The organism is Saliniradius amylolyticus, assembly GCF_003143555.1.
Classification (GTDB): domain Bacteria; phylum Pseudomonadota; class Gammaproteobacteria; order Enterobacterales; family Alteromonadaceae; genus Saliniradius; species Saliniradius amylolyticus.
Window position 1 is genome coordinate 408,289 of record NZ_CP029347.1, and the last position, 21,029, is coordinate 429,317.

Annotated in this window: 18 protein-coding genes and 1 tRNA gene; 17 read left to right on the forward strand and 2 right to left on the reverse strand. The window is 51.5% G+C overall.

Annotated features, from left to right (window positions below):
• Complete coding sequence (locus tag HMF8227_RS02115) at positions 1-219, reverse strand: hypothetical protein (protein WP_109340982.1); 219 nt, start codon at positions 217-219, stop codon at positions 1-3.
• 188 nt (positions 220-407) lie between these two features.
• Between HMF8227_RS02115 and HMF8227_RS02120 the strand changes: the two genes are divergently transcribed.
• The 13 genes from HMF8227_RS02120 (at position 408) to tuf (ending at position 17,071) form a co-directional block, all read left to right on the forward strand.
• Positions 408-484, forward strand: a tRNA-Trp gene (locus HMF8227_RS02120).
• A 61-nt stretch (positions 485-545) separates the two neighbouring features.
• The gene (secE, locus tag HMF8227_RS02125; protein WP_109338604.1) at positions 546-923 is read left to right on the forward strand and encodes a preprotein translocase subunit SecE; all 378 of its coding nucleotides are present in this window, start codon (positions 546-548) and stop codon (positions 921-923) included.
• A gap of 1 nt (position 924) precedes the next feature.
• Positions 925-1,461, forward strand: a complete 537-nt coding sequence (gene nusG, locus HMF8227_RS02130) for a transcription termination/antitermination protein NusG (RefSeq protein ID WP_109338605.1) — start codon at positions 925-927, stop codon at positions 1,459-1,461.
• 162 nt (positions 1,462-1,623) lie between these two features.
• Entirely contained in the window at positions 1,624-2,052 is a 429-nt protein-coding gene (gene rplK / locus HMF8227_RS02135) for a 50S ribosomal protein L11 (protein ID WP_109338606.1), read from the forward strand.
• Between the two features lie 3 nt (positions 2,053-2,055).
• Positions 2,056-2,748 (forward strand): 50S ribosomal protein L1, encoded by a 693-nt coding sequence (gene rplA / locus HMF8227_RS02140; protein WP_109338607.1) that lies wholly within the window; start codon positions 2,056-2,058, stop codon positions 2,746-2,748.
• A gap of 283 nt (positions 2,749-3,031) precedes the next feature.
• On the forward strand, positions 3,032-3,550 hold the full coding sequence (rplJ, locus tag HMF8227_RS02145; protein WP_109340983.1) for a 50S ribosomal protein L10: 519 nt from the start codon (positions 3,032-3,034) through the stop codon (positions 3,548-3,550).
• A gap of 53 nt (positions 3,551-3,603) precedes the next feature.
• Positions 3,604-3,978 (forward strand): 50S ribosomal protein L7/L12, encoded by a 375-nt coding sequence (gene rplL, locus HMF8227_RS02150; protein WP_109338608.1) that lies wholly within the window; start codon positions 3,604-3,606, stop codon positions 3,976-3,978.
• 268 nt (positions 3,979-4,246) lie between these two features.
• The gene (rpoB, locus tag HMF8227_RS02155; RefSeq protein WP_109338609.1) at positions 4,247-8,275 is read left to right on the forward strand and encodes a DNA-directed RNA polymerase subunit beta; all 4,029 of its coding nucleotides are present in this window, start codon (positions 4,247-4,249) and stop codon (positions 8,273-8,275) included.
• 75 nt (positions 8,276-8,350) lie between these two features.
• On the forward strand, positions 8,351-12,541 hold the full coding sequence (gene rpoC / locus HMF8227_RS02160) for a DNA-directed RNA polymerase subunit beta' (protein WP_109338610.1): 4,191 nt from the start codon (positions 8,351-8,353) through the stop codon (positions 12,539-12,541).
• Positions 12,542-12,783: 242 nt separating this feature from the next.
• Positions 12,784-13,158: a 30S ribosomal protein S12 gene (rpsL, locus tag HMF8227_RS02165; RefSeq protein ID WP_109338611.1), complete on the forward strand. Its 375-nt coding sequence runs from the start codon at positions 12,784-12,786 to the stop codon at positions 13,156-13,158.
• A 76-nt stretch (positions 13,159-13,234) separates the two neighbouring features.
• Positions 13,235-13,705: a 30S ribosomal protein S7 gene (gene rpsG, locus HMF8227_RS02170; RefSeq protein ID WP_109338612.1), complete on the forward strand. Its 471-nt coding sequence runs from the start codon at positions 13,235-13,237 to the stop codon at positions 13,703-13,705.
• A 21-nt stretch (positions 13,706-13,726) separates the two neighbouring features.
• Positions 13,727-15,823, forward strand: coding sequence for an elongation factor G (fusA, locus tag HMF8227_RS02175; RefSeq protein WP_109338613.1), 2,097 nt, complete (start codon positions 13,727-13,729; stop codon positions 15,821-15,823).
• 63 nt (positions 15,824-15,886) lie between these two features.
• Positions 15,887-17,071, forward strand: coding sequence for an elongation factor Tu (gene tuf / locus HMF8227_RS02180; RefSeq protein WP_109338602.1), 1,185 nt, complete (start codon positions 15,887-15,889; stop codon positions 17,069-17,071).
• 346 nt (positions 17,072-17,417) lie between these two features.
• On the opposite strand, the gene ispB is transcribed toward tuf, so the two are convergent.
• A complete protein-coding gene (gene ispB, locus HMF8227_RS02185; RefSeq protein WP_109338614.1) occupies positions 17,418-18,389 on the reverse strand; it encodes an octaprenyl diphosphate synthase in 972 nt (323 codons plus the stop codon).
• Between the two features lie 214 nt (positions 18,390-18,603).
• Here ispB and rplU point away from each other — a divergent pair, with 214 nt between their 5' ends.
• The 4 genes from rplU (at position 18,604) to folA (ending at position 20,990) form a co-directional block, all read left to right on the forward strand.
• Positions 18,604-18,915, forward strand: a complete 312-nt coding sequence (rplU, locus tag HMF8227_RS02190; RefSeq protein ID WP_109338615.1) for a 50S ribosomal protein L21 — start codon at positions 18,604-18,606, stop codon at positions 18,913-18,915.
• A gap of 15 nt (positions 18,916-18,930) precedes the next feature.
• The gene (gene rpmA, locus HMF8227_RS02195; protein WP_109338616.1) at positions 18,931-19,188 is read left to right on the forward strand and encodes a 50S ribosomal protein L27; all 258 of its coding nucleotides are present in this window, start codon (positions 18,931-18,933) and stop codon (positions 19,186-19,188) included.
• A 147-nt stretch (positions 19,189-19,335) separates the two neighbouring features.
• Positions 19,336-20,493: an Obg family GTPase CgtA gene (gene cgtA / locus HMF8227_RS02200; RefSeq protein WP_109338617.1), complete on the forward strand. Its 1,158-nt coding sequence runs from the start codon at positions 19,336-19,338 to the stop codon at positions 20,491-20,493.
• A gap of 2 nt (positions 20,494-20,495) precedes the next feature.
• Positions 20,496-20,990: a type 3 dihydrofolate reductase gene (gene folA, locus HMF8227_RS02205; RefSeq protein WP_338056546.1), complete on the forward strand. Its 495-nt coding sequence runs from the start codon at positions 20,496-20,498 to the stop codon at positions 20,988-20,990.
• The last annotated feature ends 39 nt before the right edge of the window (positions 20,991-21,029 follow it).

The following is a 21,029-nucleotide window of genomic DNA, read 5'->3' on the forward strand; positions in this document are numbered from 1 at the left end:
TTAGGCCCAGAAGCTCAGCCCAAGCAGGGCAGCCAACCCCATAAGGCCTTTTTCTTTAAAGCTGGACTTAATACTCTCCTCTTCCTCCTTGACGATGATCTCCAGCTCTTCCTCAGAGAACTGTTCGGGTTTCTTGCCTGCGAGAAGTATACGTGTCTCAGCACGACTAATGGCCTTGTTTCTGATTTGCTGGTGCAGTCTCTGTTTAATATCAAACATGGATTGAGCCGTCGCGTTTACGGGTAAATCCCTATACTGCCCGTATATACGTGAAAAGCAAACCGGAGCGGGATTGAGCTTGTCAGCGTCCGTCAAGTGGGTATAATACCGCACCCTCCCAAGTTCTCCTTTCGAATCTGACTATTAATAACCAGACGATGAGATATAACTTGTGAGGAAGGTATTTTAGGGGTGTAGCTCCAATTGGCAGAGCAGCGGATTCCAAATCCGCGTGTTGGGGGTTCGAATCCCTCCACCCCTGCCAACGTATTCGGGTACAAAGCCTGTACCAATGGTTTAGGCTGAGAGGCTAAATAGGTAATTAGATGAGCGCAAATACAGAGAATACCGCGAGTGCTATGGATTCAGTAAAATGGGTACTGGTGTTCGCCCTGTTAATCGCATGTGTTGCGGGCAACACAATGTACGGTGAGATGTCCGTGTTGGTGCGTGCGCTGGCGATTGTCGCGGCAGTAGTGGTTGCAGGCTTAATTGCAGCAAGCACTCAGAAAGGCTCGGATTTTATTGCATTTGCTAAAGAATCGCGCACCGAAGTTCGCAAAGTGGTCTGGCCGACACGTCAGGAAGCCACACAGACAACACTGATTGTATTAGCAGCAACCATTATTATGGCTCTGATTCTTTGGGGATTAGACGGTATTCTGGTTCGCTTGGTCGGTTTTGTAACAGGGTTAGGGATCTGATATGGCAGATAAGAAATGGTACGTGGTACAGGCCTTCTCAGGCTTTGAGGCACGAGTAAAAAAATCGCTTGAAGAACATATCAAGATCCACGCTATGGAAGATTACTTCGGTGAGATCCTGGTTCCTACCGAAGAAGTCGTTGAGATGCGTGCCGGTCAAAAGCGCAAGAGTGAGCGTAAATTCTTCCCCGGCTATGTGCTGGTTGAAATGGAAATGAACGAAGATTCGTGGCACCTGGTGAAAAGCGTGCCCCGTGTGTTGGGCTTTATCGGTGGTACATCTGACCGCCCTGCGCCTATCAGCAAGCGCGAAGCCGACGCCATCCTGAATCGCCTCGAAGAGTCGGTAGACAAGCCAAGACCGAAGACATTGTTCGAGCCGGGTGAAGTGGTCCGGGTTACCGACGGTCCTTTTGCCGATTTCAACGGTGTGGTTGAAGAAGTGGATTACGAGAAAAGTCGCCTGAAAGTATCGGTGCTGATCTTTGGCCGCTCTACCCCGGTAGATCTGGATTTCAGTCAGGTAGAAAAGAGCTAGTTAGCGCTCGCCTGAGAATATTTCAAAGAATAACGCCAGCATGGTTGATCGTGGACGTGGATTAAAATATAATCCGCGTCCTTTTTTAATGCACGGGAAGCCGTTTGAGTAAGCATCCTCAATGTTTACGAGGCGTTAAACCCGCAATAGAGGTAATAAGCAATGGCTAAAAAAGTACAAGGCTTAATCAAGCTGCAGGTCGGTGCAGGCTCTGCAAATCCAAGCCCGCCAGTTGGTCCAGCTCTGGGTCAGCATGGTGTAAACATCATGGAGTTCTGTAAAGCTTTTAACGCTAAGACAGAGAGCCTGGACAAAGGCGCGCCAGTACCAGTTGTTATTACTGTGTACGAAGATCGCTCTTTCACATTCGAGACCAAGACACCACCAGCATCTTACCTGCTGAAGAAAGCAGCAGGCCTGAAGAGCGGTTCTTCTCGTCCCAATACCGATAAGGTGGGCAAGGTGACTCGTGCTCAGTTGGAAGAAATCGCTCAGGCGAAAGAACCTGATCTGACCGCAGCGGATATGGACGCTGCCGTTAATACTATCGCGGGTTCTGCTCGTAGTATGGGCTTGGTAGTAGAGGACTAATCAATGGCTAAATTAACTAAACGTATGCGCACCATTAAAGAAAAAGTGGATGCGACCAAAGAATACGAAATTTCTGAAGCCGTGGCTCTGCTGAAAGAACTGGCCACAGCGAAATTCCCTGAAAGCGTTGATGTGTCCGTAAACCTGGGTGTTGATCCTCGTAAATCAGATCAAAACGTGCGTGGTGCAACTGTACTGCCTCACGGTACGGGTAAAGACGTACGCGTAGCGGTATTTACACAAGGCGCTAACGCCGATGCGGCGAAAGAAGCCGGTGCCGATATCGTGGGTATGGACGATCTGGCCGAGCAGGTGAAGAAGGGCGAAATGAACTTTGACGTTGTTGTTGCCTCTCCGGATGCGATGCGCGTTGTTGGTCAGCTGGGTCAAATCTTAGGTCCACGCGGCCTGATGCCAAACCCTAAAACTGGCACTGTAACTCCTGATGTGGCGACTGCGGTTCAGAATGCGAAGGCCGGTCAGGTGCGCTATCGCAACGATAAGAACGGTATTATTCATGCCAGTATCGGTAAGATTGCCTTTGAAGAGAATCAAATCAAAGAAAATCTGGAAGCCCTGCTGGAAGCACTGAAAAAGGCCAAGCCTTCTTCAGCGAAAGGCACCTATGTCAAGAAAGTGAGCCTGAGCACCACTATGGGTGCCGGCGTAACGATTGACCAGGCCAGCCTGGCGTAAAGAATTACTGGCGCGGCATGCCGCGCCCTCTCTTGACGGTTATGGGTTGGAGCCTTGCTGTTTAAGGCTCCCGTCCAAGACCGCAGGTGCGGACCGGCAGATGAACCAAGAGAGCATCTGCACTAACGGAACGCTTAATCCAACAGCCTGCGCAGACGGTGATCTGACTCAGACTCTCTGGGAATAGCGAACACCGTAGAGCGGTAGGGACTCCCTAACAGGAGAAACTATCAATCTGTGAACTCTGAGAAGCTTGCTTCTCAGTAACAAAGAGGTGAACTCAGTGGCACTAGGTTTAGCAGCAAAGAAAGAGATCGTCGCTGAAGTCAGCGATGTTGCATCTCGCGCTCTATCCGTTGCCGTCGCTGAATACCGCGGAATGGAAGTGGCTGAACTGACGGATATGCGCGTCAAAGCCCGCGAACAGGGGATTTACCTGAAGGTAATTCGTAACACCCTGGCTCGTCGTGCTTTGGAAAACACGCAATTTTCCGACATGGACAGCGCTTTAACCGGTCCTCTGATTTATGCATTCTCTATCGATGCTCCAGGTACAGGCGCGCGTCTGTTCAAGGACATTGCTAAAGAAAACAAAAATCTGAAAGTGACCGCACTTTCCATCGGAAATGGTGTGATGGGTCCAGAAAAATTGGATGCCGTTGCTGCATTGCCGACCCGCGACGAAGCCCTTGCCAAACTATTGGCAACCTTCAAAGCACCTGTTGGTAAATTCGTTAAGACTGTTAACGAAGTACCTTCTAAGTTTGTGCGTGTATTGGCGGCAGTTAAAGACACCAAGTAATTGGTGTCGGTTTAAATCGAATTTTTTAACTTACTACCCAGGAGTTTAGAGACATGGCTCTAACTAAAGACGATATCCTAGAAGCAATCGCAGAAATGCCAGTAATGGAACTGGTTGAACTGATCGAAGCAGCCGAAGAAAAATTCGGCGTATCTGCTGAAGCTGCAGTTGCAGTTGCAGCTCCTGCTGCTGGCGGCGAAGCTGCTGCAGAAGAAAAGACAGAGTTCGACGTAGTTCTGGCTGAAATCGGTGGCAACAAAGTTGCTGTGATTAAAGCTGTACGTGGCGCAACTGGTCTTGGCCTGAAAGAAGCGAAAGAAGTAGTTGAATCTGCTCCTAAAGCTATCAAAGAAGGCGTAAGCAAAGATGACGCTGAAGCACTGAAGAAAGAGCTTGAAGAAGCTGGTGCTAAAGTTGAAATCAAATAATCTGTCGTCTGACAGATTATTCGCCTGATTTCAGGCATAGGCTGGTGATCATTTGATCACCAGCCTTTTTGCGCTGTAGGATAGAGCACTTACACCGTGATTGCCTATCCGTTTGAAGCGAACAGGAAACATCAGGAAAAACATAAAGTTATTAATTCAATAGTTTTATGGATGGCTCCTAAACGGTGCTGGAAGTTTGTCTGGAACTCACCAATCGTGAGTGTGGTAAAAGGCAAGTTGGGTCATAAATCAGCAGGCTGAGGAACCCATGGTTTACTCTTATAGCGAAAAGAAACGTATTCGTAAGAATTTTGGCAAGCGCCCGCAGGTACTGGAAATACCATATCTTCTTTCCATCCAGCTAGATTCTTTTAAAAAATTTATCGATATCGATCCTGACGGCCAATATGGTCTGGAAGCCGCATTTAGCTCGGTTTTTCCGATCAAAAGCTACTCAGGCAACTCCGAATTGCAGTACGTCAGTTATCGGCTGGGCGAGCCGGTATTCGACGTTAATGAATGTCAAATCCGTGGTGTCACATACTCTGCACCCTTGCGCGTGAAGTTGCGCCTGGTTCTGTACGATAAAGATGCAGCACCAGGAACGGTAAAAGACATCAAAGAACAAGAAGTGTACATGGGTGAAATTCCACTCATGACCGAAAACGGTACTTTTGTCATCAATGGTACCGAACGAGTGATCGTTTCTCAGCTGCACCGTAGCCCAGGCGTGTTCTTCGACCACGATAAAGGTAAGACGCACTCGTCCGGTAAGGTTCTCTATAATGCTCGAGTCATTCCTTACCGTGGTTCTTGGTTAGACTTTGAGTTTGACCCTAAAGATAACCTGTTCGTGCGTATCGACCGTCGCCGTAAGCTTCCTGCGACTATAATCCTTCGCGCACTGGAAATGAGCACCGAAGAGATTCTGGATCTGTTCTTCGACAAGAACCAGGTTCGCATCACCAAAGACAAGCTGATGATGGACGTGGTTCCGGATCGGCTGCGTGGTGAAACCGCTCAGTTCGACCTTATCGACAAAGACGGGAACGTGATTGTCGAAAGTGGTCGTCGTATTTCTGCTCGCCACACTCGTCAGTTAGATAAGGCCGGCATCAATGAGTTAGAAGTGCCAGCTGAATACCTGGTTGGTAAAGTCTTTGCGCGTAACTACGTGAATGAAGACACCGGCGAAGTGATTGTCAACGCCAACGACGAAGTGACCCTGGAATCGATTCTGGCGGTTAAAGAAGCTGGATATGACCGCTTCGAGACGCTCTATATTAATGAGCTGGATCACGGTGCCTACATTTCCGAAACTCTGCGAGCCGATTCCACCACCAATCGCTTAGAAGCACTGGTGGAAATCTACCGAATGATGCGTCCTGGCGAGCCGCCAACGAAGGATGCAGCCGAAGCACTGTTTGATAACCTGTTCTTCTCTGACGAGCGTTATGACCTGTCTGCCGTTGGTCGTATGAAATTCAACCGCCGGCTGGGTCGCGATGAGCTGACTGGATCCGGGACACTGGATAAAGACGATATCGTCGCGGTAATGAAGCAGCTAATTGCGATTCGTGACGGTAAAGACGAGGTGGACGATATCGATCACCTGGGTAACCGTCGTATCCGTAGTGTGGGCGAGATGGCCGAGAACCAGTTCCGCGTCGGTTTGGTTCGCGTTGAGCGTGCGGTAAAAGAGCGTCTGAGTCTGGGCGATCTGGATAACATCATGCCACAGGACCTGATCAACGCTAAGCCTATCTCGGCGGCGGTGAAAGAATTCTTCGGCTCCAGCCAGTTGTCTCAGTTTATGGACCAGAACAACCCGCTGTCAGAGGTAACGCACAAGCGTCGTATCTCTGCCTTGGGCCCAGGTGGTCTGACTCGCGAACGCGCTGGCTTCGAAGTGCGGGACGTACACGTGACTCACTATGGTCGTGTTTGCCCCATCGAAACGCCAGAAGGTCCGAACATCGGTCTGATCAACTCACTTGCGACTTTCGCCCGTACCAACGACTTCGGTTTCCTTGAAACCCCTTATCGTCGTGTGGTTGACGGCGTGGTCACTGAAGACATCGATTATCTGTCTGCCATTGAGGAAGGCCACTACGCCATCGCTCAGGCCAACACCGTATTGGATGAGAATGGCCACATCGTCGATGACCTGACGCCGTGTCGTTATCGCGGTGAGACCACGTTGATCCCTCGTGAAGACATTAAATATATGGACGTGTCGCCTCAGCAGATCGTGTCTGTTGCGGCCAGCATCATTCCGTTCCTGGAGCACGATGATGCGAACCGGGCCTTGATGGGCTCAAACATGCAACGTCAGGCTGTTCCTACTCTGCGAGCTGAGAAGCCGCTGGTTGGTACAGGTATGGAACGCACCATTGCGGTTGACTCCGGTGTCACAGTGGTGGCTAAGCGCGGTGGTACGGTGGATTACGTGGATGCCAGCCGTATCGTGGTTAAGGTTAACGAGGAAGAAACCGTTGCCGGTGAAGCCGGCATCGATATCTATAATCTGACCAAGTACACCCGTTCTAACCAGAACACCTGCATCAACCAGAAGCCTAACTGTAAAGTGGGTGAGCCCGTTGTGGCCGGTGATGTATTGGCTGACGGTCCGTCTACCGATATGGGTGAGCTGGCCCTGGGTCAGAACATGCGAGTGGCGTTCATGCCTTGGAATGGCTTCAACTTTGAGGATTCCATTCTGATTTCTGAGCGCGTAGCGCAGGAAGATCGTTTCACCACTATCCATATCCAGGAACTGAGTTGTATCGCGCGTGATACCAAGCTGGGGCCGGAAGAAATTTCCTCAGACATCCCGAATGTGGGTGAGTCTGCCCTTGGCAAACTGGACGAGTCTGGCGTGGTCTACATTGGCGCCGAAGTGAAAGGCGGCGATATTCTGGTCGGTAAGGTGACGCCTAAGGGTGAAACCCAGCTAACTCCGGAAGAGAAACTGCTAAGAGCTATCTTCGGCGAGAAGGCCTCGGACGTGAAAGACACCTCTTTGCGCGTACCTAACGGCGTGCACGGCACGGTGATCGACATCCAGGTCTTTACCCGTGATGGTGTTGAGAAAGACCAGCGGGCACTGGAAATTGAAGACATGCAGTTGCGTCAGGTGAAAAAAGACCTGTCCGACGAATTCAATATCCTGGCCGATGGTACCTTTGCCCGAGCTCGCACTCTGTTGCTGGCCAACGGTGTCAAAGAAGACAAGCTGGACAACACGCCGCGAGAGAAGTGGTTCGATATCAGCTTGAAAGATGACAACGCTCAGGCCGACTTAGAGCAGATCGCCGATCAGTACGCAGAAATCAAAGAAGACTTCGATAAGAAGTTTGAGGTGAAGCGTCGCAAGATCACTCAGGGCGATGATCTGGCTCCGGGTGTACTGAAGATCGTTAAGGTTTACCTGGCTGTGAAACGCGAAATCCAGCCTGGTGATAAGATGGCCGGTCGTCACGGTAACAAAGGTGTTATCTCTACCATTATGCCGGTGGAAGACATGCCATATGACGCCGACGGTCAGCCGGTCGATATCGTGTTGAACCCGCTGGGTGTACCTTCGCGGATGAACATCGGTCAGGTATTGGAAACACACCTGGGCATGGCGGCTCATGGTGTCGGTGCTAAGATCGACCGCATGATTAAAGAACAGCAGGACTTTGCCAAACTGCGTGAGTACGTTGAGAAGGTCTACGCTCAGGGTGACTCGGCGCACAAAGCCGATATTGCCAGCTTTAGTGATGACGAAGTGAAGCGTCTTGCTCAGAACCTGCGTAAAGGTCTGCCAACTGCGACGCCTGTGTTTGATGGTGCAACTGAAGCCGAGATCAAAGAGCTGTTGACCCTGGCGGATATTCCAGAAGATGGCCAGGTTGTGCTGTATGACGGTCGTACCGGTCGTGCTTTCGAGCGTAAGGTGACCGTGGGCTATATGTACATGCTCAAACTGAACCACTTGGTGGATGACAAGATGCATGCCCGTTCTACCGGTTCTTACAGTCTGGTTACTCAGCAGCCGCTGGGTGGTAAGGCTCAGTTCGGTGGTCAGCGCTTCGGTGAGATGGAAGTCTGGGCGCTGGAAGCCTATGGTGCGGCTTATACCCTGCAGGAAATGTTGACAGTGAAATCGGACGACGTGAATGGTCGAACCAAGATGTACAAGAACATCGTCGATGGCGACCACCGCATGGAACCCGGTATTCCCGAGTCCTTCAACGTACTGTTGAAAGAAATCCGCTCACTGGGTATCAACATCGAGCTGGAAGAAAACTAAGGCCGTTCTGGTTTATCAGGGCATTCAGGGAGCCTTCGGGCTCCCATAGGTTAATGACTCCGCAGGGAGAAAATCGTGAAAGACTTATTAAAGTTTCTTAAACAACAAAATAAGACCGAAGAGTTCGATAACATTCGTATCGGTCTGTCTTCGCCGGATATGATCCGTTCTTGGTCTTATGGTGAAGTGAAGAAACCCGAGACCATTAACTACCGTACCTTCAAACCAGAGCGTGACGGTCTGTTCTGTGCACGTATTTTCGGTCCGGTAAAAGACTATGAGTGTTTGTGTGGCAAATATAAGCGCCTCAAGCACCGTGGTGTAATTTGTGAGAAGTGTGGCGTTGAAGTCACACTGACCAAGGTGCGTCGTGAGCGCATGGGTCACATCGAGCTGGCTAGCCCGGTGGCACACATCTGGTTCTTAAAATCACTACCATCCCGTATCGGCTTGATGCTGGATATGACGCTGCGCGATATCGAGCGCGTGCTGTATTTTGAATCCTATGTGGTGACTGAGCCAGGTCTGACGACGCTGGAGCGCGGTCAACTGCTGAGCGAAGATGAGTATCTCGACTCGCTGGAAGAGCACGGTGATGAATTCGACGCCAAGATGGGTGCCGAGGCCGTATTCGACCTGCTGAAAGTATTGGATGTGGAAGGCGATGTGGCGGCCATGCGTGAAGAGTTACCGAGCATAAACTCGGAAACCAAGCGTAAGAAGCTGACTAAGCGTCTGAAGCTGATGGAATCCTTTATGCAGTCCGGTAATCGTCCCGAGTGGATGATTATGACGGTATTGCCTGTGTTGCCACCGGACCTGCGTCCATTGGTACCACTGGACGGCGGCCGCTTTGCCACGTCGGATCTGAACGACCTTTATCGCCGGGTGATCAACCGTAACAACCGTCTGAAGCGCCTGCTGGATCTGGCCGCTCCGGATATCATCGTGCGCAACGAAAAGCGTATGTTGCAGGAAGCCGTCGATGCACTGTTGGATAACGGCCGTCGTGGTCGTGCCATCACCGGCTCCAATAAGCGTCCTCTGAAATCTTTGGCCGACATGATCAAAGGTAAGCAGGGTCGTTTCCGTCAGAACCTCCTGGGTAAGCGTGTTGACTACTCAGGCCGTTCCGTTATCACCGTGGGCCCAACGTTGCGCCTGCACCAGTGCGGTCTGCCTAAGAAGATGGCGCTGGAGCTGTTCAAGCCCTTTATTTACGGCAAGCTTGAAGGTCGTGGCCTGGCCACCACCATCAAAGCGGCCAAGAAAATGGTCGAGCGTGAGGCCCCGGAAGTTTGGGATGTACTGGACGATGTGATTCGCGAACACCCGGTCATGTTGAACCGGGCGCCAACACTTCACCGTTTGGGTATCCAGGCTTTTGAACCGACTCTTATCGAAGGTAAAGCTATCCAGCTGCACCCCTTGGTGTGTGCCGCTTATAATGCTGACTTCGACGGTGACCAAATGGCCGTGCACGTGCCATTGACGCTGGAAGCTCAGTTAGAAGCCCGTTCACTGATGATGTCGACTAACAACATCCTGTCTCCGGCCAACGGTGATCCTATCATCGTGCCGTCTCAGGACGTGGTACTCGGCATCTACTACATGACTCGCGACAAGGTAAACGGCAAAGGCGAAGGCATGGCGTTTGCCAGCCCGGCGGAAGCTGAAAAAGCCTACCGTACCGAAGTGGCCGAGTTGCATGCGCGCGTTAAAGTACGTATTCCGCAAATCAGCTTCGACGAAGATGGTAACAAGACGACCACTTATGAGATCGTTGATACGACGGTAGGCCGTGCCATCTTGTCACTGATTTTGCCCGAAGGTCTGCCGTTTGAGTTGATCAACCAGGCCATGGGTAAGAAGCAAATCTCTCGTCTGCTGAACGCTTGCTACCGTCAGCTGGGTCTGAAAGACACCGTTATCGCTGCCGACCAAATCATGTATACCGGTTTCCACTACGCGATGATCGCGGGTAACTCGATCGGTATCGAAGACATGGTGATCCCGGCGAAGAAAGCCGAAATCATCGACGCGGCCGAAGCGGAAGTGACCGAGATTCAGGAGCAGTTCCAGTCTGGTTTGGTTACCGCCGGTGAGCGTTATAACAAAGTTATCGATATCTGGTCTTCTGCTAATGAGCAGGTGTCCAAAGCGATGATGGAAAACCTGTCTAAGTACATGGTTGAGAACGCCGACGGCGAAATGGAAGAACAAGAGTCTTTCAACTCCGTCTACATGATGGCCGACTCCGGTGCTCGTGGTAGTGCCGCTCAGATTCGTCAGTTAGCCGGTATGCGGGGCCTGATGGCTAAACCCGATGGCTCCATCATCGAAACGCCCATCACCGCGAACTTCCGTGAGGGTCTGAACGTACTACAGTACTTTATCTCAACTCACGGTGCTCGTAAGGGTCTTGCGGATACCGCACTTAAGACTGCGAACTCAGGTTACCTGACTCGTCGTCTGGTTGATGTGGCCCAGGATCTGGTCATCACCAACGAAGACTGTGGCACCTTCGACGGCGTTAAGATGACGCCTCTGATCGAAGGCGGCGACGTTGTTGAACCATTGCGCGAGCGTGTATTGGGTCGTGTAGTGGCTGAAGATGTACTGGACCCAGCCACTGATGAGGTGCTGGTTGAGCGTAATGTGATGCTCGATGAAGCAATGGTAGACATGCTGGAAGCTCATTCGGTAGACCAGGTCTGGGTACGCTCTGTTATCACCTGTAAGAACGATTACGGCGTGTGTTCCAAGTGTTACGGCCGTGACCTGGCTCGAGGCCATGAAGTAGGCACGGGCGAAGCGGTTGGTGTTATTGCCGCCCAGTCTATCGGTGAGCCTGGTACTCAGCTGACCATGCGGACCTTCCACATTGGTGGTGCCGCGTCTCGTGCCTCAGCCGAGAACAGCGTGCAGGTGAAGACCGACGGTCATATGAAACTGCATAACGCCAAGTTCGTACGTAACAGCGAAGACAAGGTACTGATCACGTCACGTTCGACCGAGCTGACCATGATCGACGATCAGGGCCGTGAGAAAGAGCGTTACAAGGTGCCTTATGGAGCCATGTTGTCGGTAGATGAGGGCGCTGAGGTTAAGGCCGGCGATATTGTCGCCACCTGGGACCCACACTCGCACCCCATCATTACCGAGCGTCCGGCCAAAGTCAGCTTTGCGGACGTGGATGATACCAATACCGAGATGCAGCAGGACGAGCTGACCGGTCTGACCCGTATCGTGGTTAAAGACTTGGCTAAGGCAAACGCCAAAGAACCTAAGCTGATCCTGGAAACTGAGAAGCATGGCCTGCAGGAAATTCGTCTGCCGAGCTTTGCCACTATCGAAGCCAAAGACGGTGAAACCTCAGAGACCGGTGACATCCTGGCACGTATTCCTCAGGAAAGCTCTAAGACCCGGGACATCACCGGTGGTCTGCCTCGGGTTGCCGACTTGTTCGAAGCTCGTAAGCCGAAAGAACCGGCCATCCTGGCGGAAATCACAGGTACCGTTAGCTTTGGTAAAGAAACCAAAGGCAAGCGCCGCCTGATCATCACGCCAGAGAAGGGTGAAGCCTACGAAGAGATGATTCCTAAGTGGCGTCAGCTGAATGTGTTCGAAGGTGAGAGCGTGGAAAAAGGCGAAGTTATCGCCGACGGTCCAGAGTCACCGCACGACATTCTCCGTCTACGGGGCGTCAGCGCGGTTGCTAACTACATTGTGAACGAGGTTCAGGACGTTTACCGTCTGCAGGGTGTTAAGATCAACGATAAGCACATCGAGGTGGTTATCCGCCAGATGCTGCGTAAGTGCATCATCCTGAATCCGGGCGATACTCAGTTCCTGGAAGGTGAACAGGTAGAAGTGGCGGCAGTCAGCGTTGCCAACCGTGCTCTGGAAGAACAGGGCAAGATTCCGGCGACCTACGATACGCAATTGCTGGGTATTACCAAGGCATCACTGTCCACCGAGTCCTTTATCTCGGCCGCGTCCTTCCAGGAAACCACAAGGGTTCTGACGGAAGCCGCTGTACAGGGTAAAGAGGATGACCTGCGTGGTCTGAAAGAGAACGTTATCGTCGGTCGACTGATTCCGGCGGGTACGGGCTTCTCTTATCATAAGAAGCGTATGGAGAAACGTCTGCAAGCCATCGCTGCCGCGCACGAAGAGGAATCTTCCGTATCGGCAGAAGAGGCGGAGCAGGCCCTGACCGATGCTTTGAATGCCGAAGTCAACAGCGACAATAAAGAAGGCTAATCTCGAGCGTTAAGTAAAGAGGTTAGTGACAAAGTGAACAGACTGTCGGGCCAGCACTGGCTGGCTTGACAGCTCAAACTTTGGTCTATAGAATTCCGCGACCTTATTTGTAGGGTGGCGGAATTTTTGTTCATTTCGGGGCCACCCTGTAATGAGCGTGTACACCGTTTTATTGCGGTGGGCACAACCCGGTAACACGGGATATACGATTGTTTAGTAGTAATTTTTATCAGGAGCTTTTAATGGCGACAATTAACCAATTGGTGCGCAAGCCCCGTCGCAAGGCCGTTGAGAAAAGCAACGTCCCTGCACTGCAGGCTTGTCCACAAAGACGCGGTGTATGTACTCGTGTATATACCACCACTCCTAAGAAGCCGAACTCTGCACTGCGTAAAGTATGTCGTGTTCGCTTAACCAATGGCTACGAAGTTAGCTCATACATCGGCGGTGAAGGTCACAACCTGCAAGAGCACAGCGTTGTTCTGATTCGCGGTGGTCGTGTAAAAGACCTGCCCGGTGTTCGTTATCACACTGTTCGCGGTACTTTGGACTGCGGTGGCGTTAGCGCACGTAAACAAGGCCGTTCTAAGTACGGCGCCAAGCGGCCCAAGTCTTAACGGTTCTCCGTTAGTAAGGCCAAACAGTCAAATATTTTAGTTTTGGGTAACCCCTGAACATTACGGAGAATTCGCAATGCCTAGAAGAAAAGTCATAGGTCAGAGAAAGATTCTGCCTGAGCCGAAGTTCGGTTCAGAACTACTTGCTAAGTTTATGAATATCGTCATGCTCGACGGTAAGAAATCAACTGCTGAACAAATCGTATATGGCGCTCTGGATATCGTTGCCGAGAAAACCGGCAAAGAGCATCTGGACGTGTTTGAAGAAGCGCTGGACAACATCCGCCCTTCTGTGGAAGTTAAGTCTCGCCGCGTAGGTGGTTCCACCTATCAGGTACCTGTTGAAGTGCGCCCGGTACGTCGTAACGCTCTGGGTATGCGCTGGATGGTAGAAGCGGCTCGTAAGCGTGGTGAAAAATCCATGTCTCAGCGTCTGGCAGCCGAAATGCTGGATGCGTCTGAAAACAAAGGTGCTGCGGTTAAGAAGCGTGAAGACGTTCACCGCATGGCGGAAGCCAACAAAGCATTTGCTCATTACCGCTGGTAATCGGGCTTCTGAGAGGTTTATATGGCTCGTAAAACACCCATTGAGTACTACCGCAATATTGGTATCTGTGCTCACGTGGATGCGGGTAAAACCACCACAACAGAACGAGTGTTGTTCTACACCGGCCTGTCTCACAAGATAGGTGAAGTCCATGATGGCGCTGCCACCATGGACTGGATGGAACAGGAGCAGGAGCGGGGGATAACCATTACCTCCGCTGCGACCACCTGTTTCTGGGCCGGTATGGACCAGCAATTCAAGCAGCATCGTATCAATATTATCGATACCCCGGGGCACGTGGACTTCACCATTGAGGTTGAGCGCTCTTTGCGGGTGCTCGATGGTGCCGTCGTCGTGTTTTGCGGTTCGTCCGGGGTTGAGCCCCAGTCTGAAACCGTGTGGCGTCAGGCGGATAAATACCATGTGCCTCGTTTGGTATTCGTTAACAAGATGGACCGCGCGGGTGCGGACTTCGAGCGCGTTGTTGCTCAGATCCGCAAGCGTCTGGGCGCCACTTGTGTGCCTATCCAGCTTAATATCGGTAGCGAAGACGAATTCCGTGGTGTAATTGACCTCATCAAAATGAAGGCGATTAACTGGAATGAAGCCGATCGTGGCATGACCTACACCTTTGAGGACATCCCGGCCGAGCTTCAGGATAAGGCCGAGCAATATCGCTCCGAAATGGTTGAGGCAGCGGCAGAAGCTAATGAAGAGCTGATGGAAACATACCTGGAAAATGGTGAGTTGACTGAAGCTCAGATCAAACAAGGCTTGCGTATTCGTACACTGGCGAATGAGATCGTATTGGCAACCTGTGGCTCAGCCTTTAAGAATAAAGGTGTCCAGGCGGTACTCGACGCGGTGGTGGAATATTTACCGTCTCCCATCGATGTACCTCCGATTGAGGGCGAACTGGAAGATGAATCGCCAGCACACCGGGAAGCGGACGATAATGCGCCGTTCTCGGCATTGGCGTTTAAGATCGCCACCGACCCGTTTGTGGGCACTCTGACGTTCTTCCGTTGTTACTCGGGTGTGGTCAATACCGGAGATACCATTTATAACCCGGTAAAAAGTAAGCGCGAGCGCTTTGGGCGCATTGTACAGATGCACTCTAAGGAGCGTGCCGAGCTTAAGGAAGTCCGGGCGGGTGATATTGCCGCGGCTATCGGCCTAAAAGATGTTACTACTGGTGACACTCTGTGTGATCCTAACCATGTGATCACGCTGGAGCGTATGGAGTTCCCGGATCCGGTGATCTCCATCGCTGTGGAGCCGAAGTCCAAGGCGGACCAGGAGAAGATGGGGTTGGCGCTGGGTAAACTGGCAGCCGAAGACCCTTCATTCCGGGTCAAGACAGACGAAGAATCGGGTCAAACGATCATATCCGGCATGGGTGAATTACACCTGGATATTATCGTTGACCGTATGAAGCGTGAGTTCAAGGTTGAATGTAACGTCGGTAAACCGCAGGTGGCGTATCGCGAAACCATCCGCAAGCCTGTTCAGGCGGAAGGCAAGTTTGTACGTCAGTCCGGCGGTCGTGGTCAGTACGGTCACGTATGGTTAAAGCTGGAGCCACAGGAAGAAGGCGCTGGCTACGAGTTTGTCAACGAGATCGTTGGTGGTGTTGTGCCAAAAGAGTACATCCCGGCCGTCGACAAGGGGTGCCAGGAGCAGATGCAAAGCGGTGTGTTAGCCGGTTATCAGATGCTCGATATTAAAGTGACCCTGTATGACGGTTCATTCCATGATGTTGACTCCTCCGAAATGGCGTTTAAGATCGCCGGTTCTATGGGATTCAAGAAGGGTGTTGAACAGGCAAACCCTGTGTTGCTTGAGCCCATCATGAACGTTGAGGTAACCACTCCGGAAGACTGGATGGGAGATGTGGTTGGCGACCTGAATCGTCGTCGCGGTGTTATTGAAGGGATGGAAGACGGCGTAGCCGGTATCAAGATAGTGCGAGCCAAGGTTCCACTGTCAGAGATGTTTGGTTATGCTACCGACCTTCGCAGCGCGACTCAGGGCCGGGCTTCCTATTCAATGGAGTTCTTCAATTACGGCGAGGCGCCAAGCAACGTTGCTAACGCAATTATCGAAGCTAGAACTTAATGAAGGTCTGGTCCGGTTATCTGCGCCGCAGGGGGCCGGACTTTTAACTTAGGAAATAGTAAAATGGCAAAAGAAAAGTTTGAACGTACGAAACCGCACGTAAACGTCGGTACAATTGGTCACGTAGACCACGGTAAAACCACACTGACAGCGGCTATTACCACGGTATTGGCCAAGACCTACGGTGGTTCAGCCCAGGCATTCGATCAAATCGACAACGCGCCTGAAGAGAAAGACCGTGGTATCACCATCTCTACCTCACACGTAGAGTATGACACGCCAAACCGTCACTACGCACACGTAGACTGCCCGGGGCACGCTGACTATGTTAAAAACATGATCACTGGTGCTGCGCAGATGGACGGCGCGATTCTGGTAGTAGCGGCCACCGATGGTCCTATGCCTCAGACTCGTGAGCACATCCTGCTGGGTCGTCAGGTAGGCGTACCTTCTATCATCGTATTCATGAACAAGTGCGACATGGTAGACGATGAAGAGCTGCTAGAGTTGGTAGAGATGGAAGTTCGTGAACTGCTGAGCGAATACGACTTCCCAGGCGACGACCTGCCAGTGATTCAGGGCTCTGCTCTGAAAGCATTGGAAGGCGATGCAGAGTGGGAAAAGAAAATCGTAGAGCTGGGCGAAGCACTGGATTCTTACATCCCAGAGCCAGAGCGTGACATCGACAAGCCGTTCTTGATGCCAATCGAAGACGTATTCTCAATCTCTGGTCGTGGTACTGTTGTAACCGGTCGTGTAGAGCGCGGTATCATCAACACAGGCGACGAGTGTGAGATTGTTGGTATCAAAGAAACCACCAAGACCACCATCACCGGTGTAGAGATGTTCCGCAAGATGCTGGACGAAGGCCGTGCAGGTGAGAACATTGGTGCGTTGCTGCGTGGTACTAAGCGTGACGAAGTTGAGCGTGGTCAGGTACTGTCTAAGCCTGGTTCAATCACGCCTCACACCAAGTTTGAAGCAGAAGTATACGTACTGAGCAAAGACGAAGGTGGCCGTCACACGCCATTCTTCAAAGGCTATCGTCCTCAGTTCTACTTCCGTACCACTGACGTAACTGGCGCGGTAGAGCTGCCAGAAGGCGTAGAGATGGTCATGCCAGGCGACAACCTGAAGTTTGTTGTTGAGCTGATTGCACCGATTGCGATGGACGAAGGTTTGCGCTTCGCGATTCGTGAAGGTGGCCGTACCGTTGGTGCTGGCGTAGTATCTAAGATCATCGACTAAGAGTCGGTATCATAGAGTTATCAGAAAGGCGCCTTTGGGCGCCTTTTTTGTTTACGGCCACCTGAACGATGTTTCGTGACAAAATCGTCAGGAACGATTTTGAACATCGGAGCGTAGCGACGATGGCCCGTAGGGCGAGTATCAGGATGATAGGAGTAACGTGGCCGTACCGTTGGTGCTGGCGTAGTATCTAAGATTATCGACTAAGAGTCGGTATCATAGAGCTCTCAGAAAGGCGCCTTTGCGCGCCTTTTTTGTGTCCCTCGTTAGCTAGTGTGTGTCCATAAAAGTACAAAAAAAGCGCCTTTAGGCGCTTTTCTTTCGTCCATAGTCTTACGTCCAAGTATCAGGCGCTGCGATTAACAGCAATATGGGCCAGTGCTTCCAACGCCCGTTTGTATTCAGAGTCCGGTAAGGGAGCTAAGGCATTAATGGCCTGATCGGCGGCTGACTCGGCTTTTTTACGAGTGTACTGGAGGGACTGCGTGCGCCCCATGGCGGTCAACACTGCTTGCATATTGTCCATGCCGCTGTTGTTTACAATGGCATCACGAATCAGTTGGGATTCATCTTTGTTGCCGTGCCACATGGCATACAGCAAAGGCAGGGTCGGTTTCCCTTCAGCCAGATCATCGCCGATGTTCTTCCCCATGTCCTCGGCGTCGGAGGTGTAATCCATCACATCGTCAATCAACTGGAAGGCAGTGCCCAGGTATTTACCGTAATCCTGTAAAGCTTGCTCGATATGTTGCTCTTGATCGGTCAGAATGGCCGCTAACTGGGTGGCTGCCTCAAACAGGCGGGCTGTTTTTGAGTAAATTACCTGCATGTAACTGTCTTCGGAGGTGTCGGGATCATTACAGTTCATCAACTGCAAGACCTCGCCTTCGGCGATCACATTGGTGGCGTCGGACAGAATCTCCATGACACGCATTCGCTTCAGGCTCACCATCATCTGAAAGGAGCGGGTATAGAGGAAGTCCCCCACCAATACGCTCGCCTGGTTGCCAAAAAGTTCGTTGGCGGTCTCACGGCCTCGACGCATTGTTGACTCATCTACAACGTCGTCGTGTAATAAGGTTGCAGTGTGGATAAACTCAATAATAGCGGCTAGGGTGTGGTGGTCCTGGTTGTTAATGCCTACGGCGCGGGCCGCTAGTACTGCCAGCAAAGGGCGCAGTCGTTTACCGCCGCTATTGACGATATAGAAGCCCAGTTGATTGATTAACGCCACATCCGAATTGACCTGTTGTTGAATCAATGCATTTACCGCCTGCATGTCGGCGTCCGTCAATGTGCGTATTTGCTCAAGATCCATAGAAGATACTAACAGGATAGGTTGCAGGCATTTTTACAAAAATAGGCCAGAGGTTCCAGTTTGCAGGGAGACTTTAACGTTTTTTGCCGGTGCTTTCTGACCGGTTAAAGATTTGCGCAATTAGCTCTTGCGGGGCTTGAGCACTTAGCGTACAATTCGCGCCCTGTTTTAGAATTGATTAGCGTTAAATATAACGCGGAGAGCGGAGTAGAATATGTACGCGGTTTTCCAAAGTGGTGGTAAGCAACACCGTGTGGCCGAAGGTCAAACCGTTCGTCTGGAAAAGATCGAAGTAGCACCAGGTGAGACGATCGAATTCGACGACGTCCTGATGGTGAGCAATGGCGACGACGTTAAAATCGGTACGCCGTTGGTAAAAGGCGGAAAGGTTAAGGCTGAGGTCGTAACCCATGGTCGTGGCGATAAGGTTAAGATTGTTAAATTCCGTCGTCGTAAGCATTCACGCAGTCAGATGGGCCACCGTCAGTGGTTCACTGAAGTGAAAATTACTGGCATCAGCGCTTAAGAGGAGTACTGAAAGATGGCACATAAAAAAGCCGGTGGTAGTACCAAGAACGGTCGCGATTCCGAAAGTAAACGCTTAGGTGTTAAGCGCTTTGGCGGAGAGTCTGTTTTAGCGGGTAATATCATTGTGCGTCAGCGTGGCACTAAGTTCCACGCCGGTGACAATGTGGGTCTGGGCAAAGACCACACCCTGTTCGCATTGACTGACGGTAAAGTTCAGTTTGAAGTGAAAGGCCCTCAGAATCGCAAATTCGTTAGCATCGTTTCTGAATAATTCAGACACGTACATAACGTAGAAAAAGCCCCGCATCTGCGGGGTTTTTTGTATTAACGGCAAGGTATTCAGGTTCAGAGAATTAATCGGGCCTGTGTTTGTTCGTGCTATAACTAGCACAAGGCAGCGACAGTTGGGTAATTAGGTATGAAGTTCGTAGATGAAGCGGAGATTCGCGTAGAGGCCGGTGATGGTGGTAATGGCGTAGTCAGTTTCCGACGTGAAAAATATATTCCCAAGGGCGGTCCCGATGGCGGTGACGGTGGCGATGGTGGCAGTGTGTACCTGGTTGCGGACGAGAACCTGAACACCTTGGTGGATTACCGCTTTGAACGCGTACATCGTGCCGAGAGGGGGCAAAACGGTCAGGGCAGTAACTGCACAGGTCAAGGTGGCGCCGATCTGACCCTGTCGGTACCTGTCGGTACGCGTATTACCGATGTAGACACCGGAGAGATCTTAGGCGATCTGGCAGAGCATGGTCGAAGGATTCTAGTGGCTAAGGGAGGCTTTCACGGTCTGGGCAATGCCCGCTTTAAATCCAGCACCAATCGGGCACCGCGTCAGAAGAGCAACGGAACACCTGGCGATGTACGGGTGCTGAAGCTAGAGCTGATGCTGCTGGCCGATGTGGGGCTTTTGGGGCTGCCCAATGCTGGTAAATCCACCTTTATTCGCAGTGTCTCGGCGGCCAAGCCCAAAGTGGCGGACTACCCCTTTACCACGCTCATTCCTAATCTTGGCGTGGTGCGCATGGATGCTCAACGCAGCTTTGTTGTGGCTGATATTCCCGGTGTTATCGAAGGTGCGGCCGAAGGGGCTGGGCTTGGCATTCAGTTCTTAAAGCATTTAGAGCGCTGCCGGGTGCTACTCCATGTCGTTGATGTACTACCCATGGACCAGTCAGACCCGGCGGAAACCGCGGTAACGATAGTCAACGAGCTTGAAAAGTACAGTCCCGCGCTGGCTGGAAAACCCCGTTGGCTGGTATTCAATAAGGTCGATTTGCTGTTACCTGAAGAAGTCACCGAAGTGCGGAACAAGGTCGTGCAAGCCCTTGACTGGCAGGCGCCGGTCTATGAAATAGCCGCATTGAGTCAGCAAGGTACCACTCAACTTTGCCATGACATCATGGAACTGCTTGAGCAGTTGCCGCAAGAGAAGTTTGATCAGCAAGAAGATAAGCAAGTGGAGTTTAAGTGGGATAGCTATCACAAGGAGCAGCCTGAGCAATCGGACGACTTTGACGATGATGATGACTTCGATGATGACGATTACGACGTCGAAGTGATTTACGAGAGGTAGTCATGGCTAAGGTAGCAATGATCGCCGCTATGGCTAAAAACAGGGTAATAGGACGGGATAATGACATGCCCTGGCATCAGCCTGCCGATCTCAAACACTTCAAGCAGGTGACCATGGGTAAGCCCATTATTATGGGGCGTAAGACGTTTGAGTCCATTGGTCGGCCCTTACCAGGGCGTACCAATGTGGTGATCAGCCGCAGTCCCGATTTTAACCCGGAAGGGGTTGAAGTGGTGACGACGCCCCAGCAGGCTTTAGAAAGGGTGCAAAGCCAAGATGAAGTGATGGTGATTGGAGGGGGGCGTATTTATGAGTTATTCCTGCCGCTGGCTGAGCGTTTGTACATCACAGATATTGATCTGGACGTTATCGGAGATACCTACTTCCCCGATTATCAGGCCGAAGCTGGCTGGATCGAGGTAACATCTGAGTCGTTTAAGGCCGACGACAAGAATGCCTGCAATATGGTGTTCCGCACTTTGGATAGGCAGCATTAGCGCCTGACATCAGGCATTAAAAAAGGGAGCCGGAGCTCC

Bases quoted from the DNA above. Each gene is read 5' to 3' on its own strand.
- nusG (WP_109338605.1), top strand. From the start codon at position 925: ATGGCAGATAAGAAATGGTACGTGGTACAGGCCTTCTCAGGCTTTGAG.
- rplA (WP_109338607.1), top strand. From the start codon at position 2,056: ATGGCTAAATTAACTAAACGTATGCGCACCATTAAAGAAAAAGTGGAT.
- cgtA (WP_109338617.1), top strand. From the start codon at position 19,336: ATGAAGTTCGTAGATGAAGCGGAGATTCGCGTAGAGGCCGGTGATGGT.
- folA (WP_338056546.1), top strand. From the start codon at position 20,496: ATGGCTAAGGTAGCAATGATCGCCGCTATGGCTAAAAACAGGGTAATA.
- rpoB (WP_109338609.1), top strand. From the start codon at position 4,247: ATGGTTTACTCTTATAGCGAAAAGAAACGTATTCGTAAGAATTTTGGC.
- rplK (WP_109338606.1), top strand. From the start codon at position 1,624: ATGGCTAAAAAAGTACAAGGCTTAATCAAGCTGCAGGTCGGTGCAGGC.
- rpsL (WP_109338611.1), top strand. From the start codon at position 12,784: ATGGCGACAATTAACCAATTGGTGCGCAAGCCCCGTCGCAAGGCCGTT.
- secE (WP_109338604.1), top strand. From the start codon at position 546: ATGAGCGCAAATACAGAGAATACCGCGAGTGCTATGGATTCAGTAAAA.
- fusA (WP_109338613.1), top strand. From the start codon at position 13,727: ATGGCTCGTAAAACACCCATTGAGTACTACCGCAATATTGGTATCTGT.
- rplL (WP_109338608.1), top strand. From the start codon at position 3,604: ATGGCTCTAACTAAAGACGATATCCTAGAAGCAATCGCAGAAATGCCA.
- HMF8227_RS02115 (WP_109340982.1), bottom strand. From the start codon at position 219: ATGTTTGATATTAAACAGAGACTGCACCAGCAAATCAGAAACAAGGCC.
- rplU (WP_109338615.1), top strand. From the start codon at position 18,604: ATGTACGCGGTTTTCCAAAGTGGTGGTAAGCAACACCGTGTGGCCGAA.
- ispB (WP_109338614.1), bottom strand. From the start codon at position 18,389: ATGGATCTTGAGCAAATACGCACATTGACGGACGCCGACATGCAGGCG.
- tuf (WP_109338602.1), top strand. From the start codon at position 15,887: ATGGCAAAAGAAAAGTTTGAACGTACGAAACCGCACGTAAACGTCGGT.
- rpmA (WP_109338616.1), top strand. From the start codon at position 18,931: ATGGCACATAAAAAAGCCGGTGGTAGTACCAAGAACGGTCGCGATTCC.
- rpsG (WP_109338612.1), top strand. From the start codon at position 13,235: ATGCCTAGAAGAAAAGTCATAGGTCAGAGAAAGATTCTGCCTGAGCCG.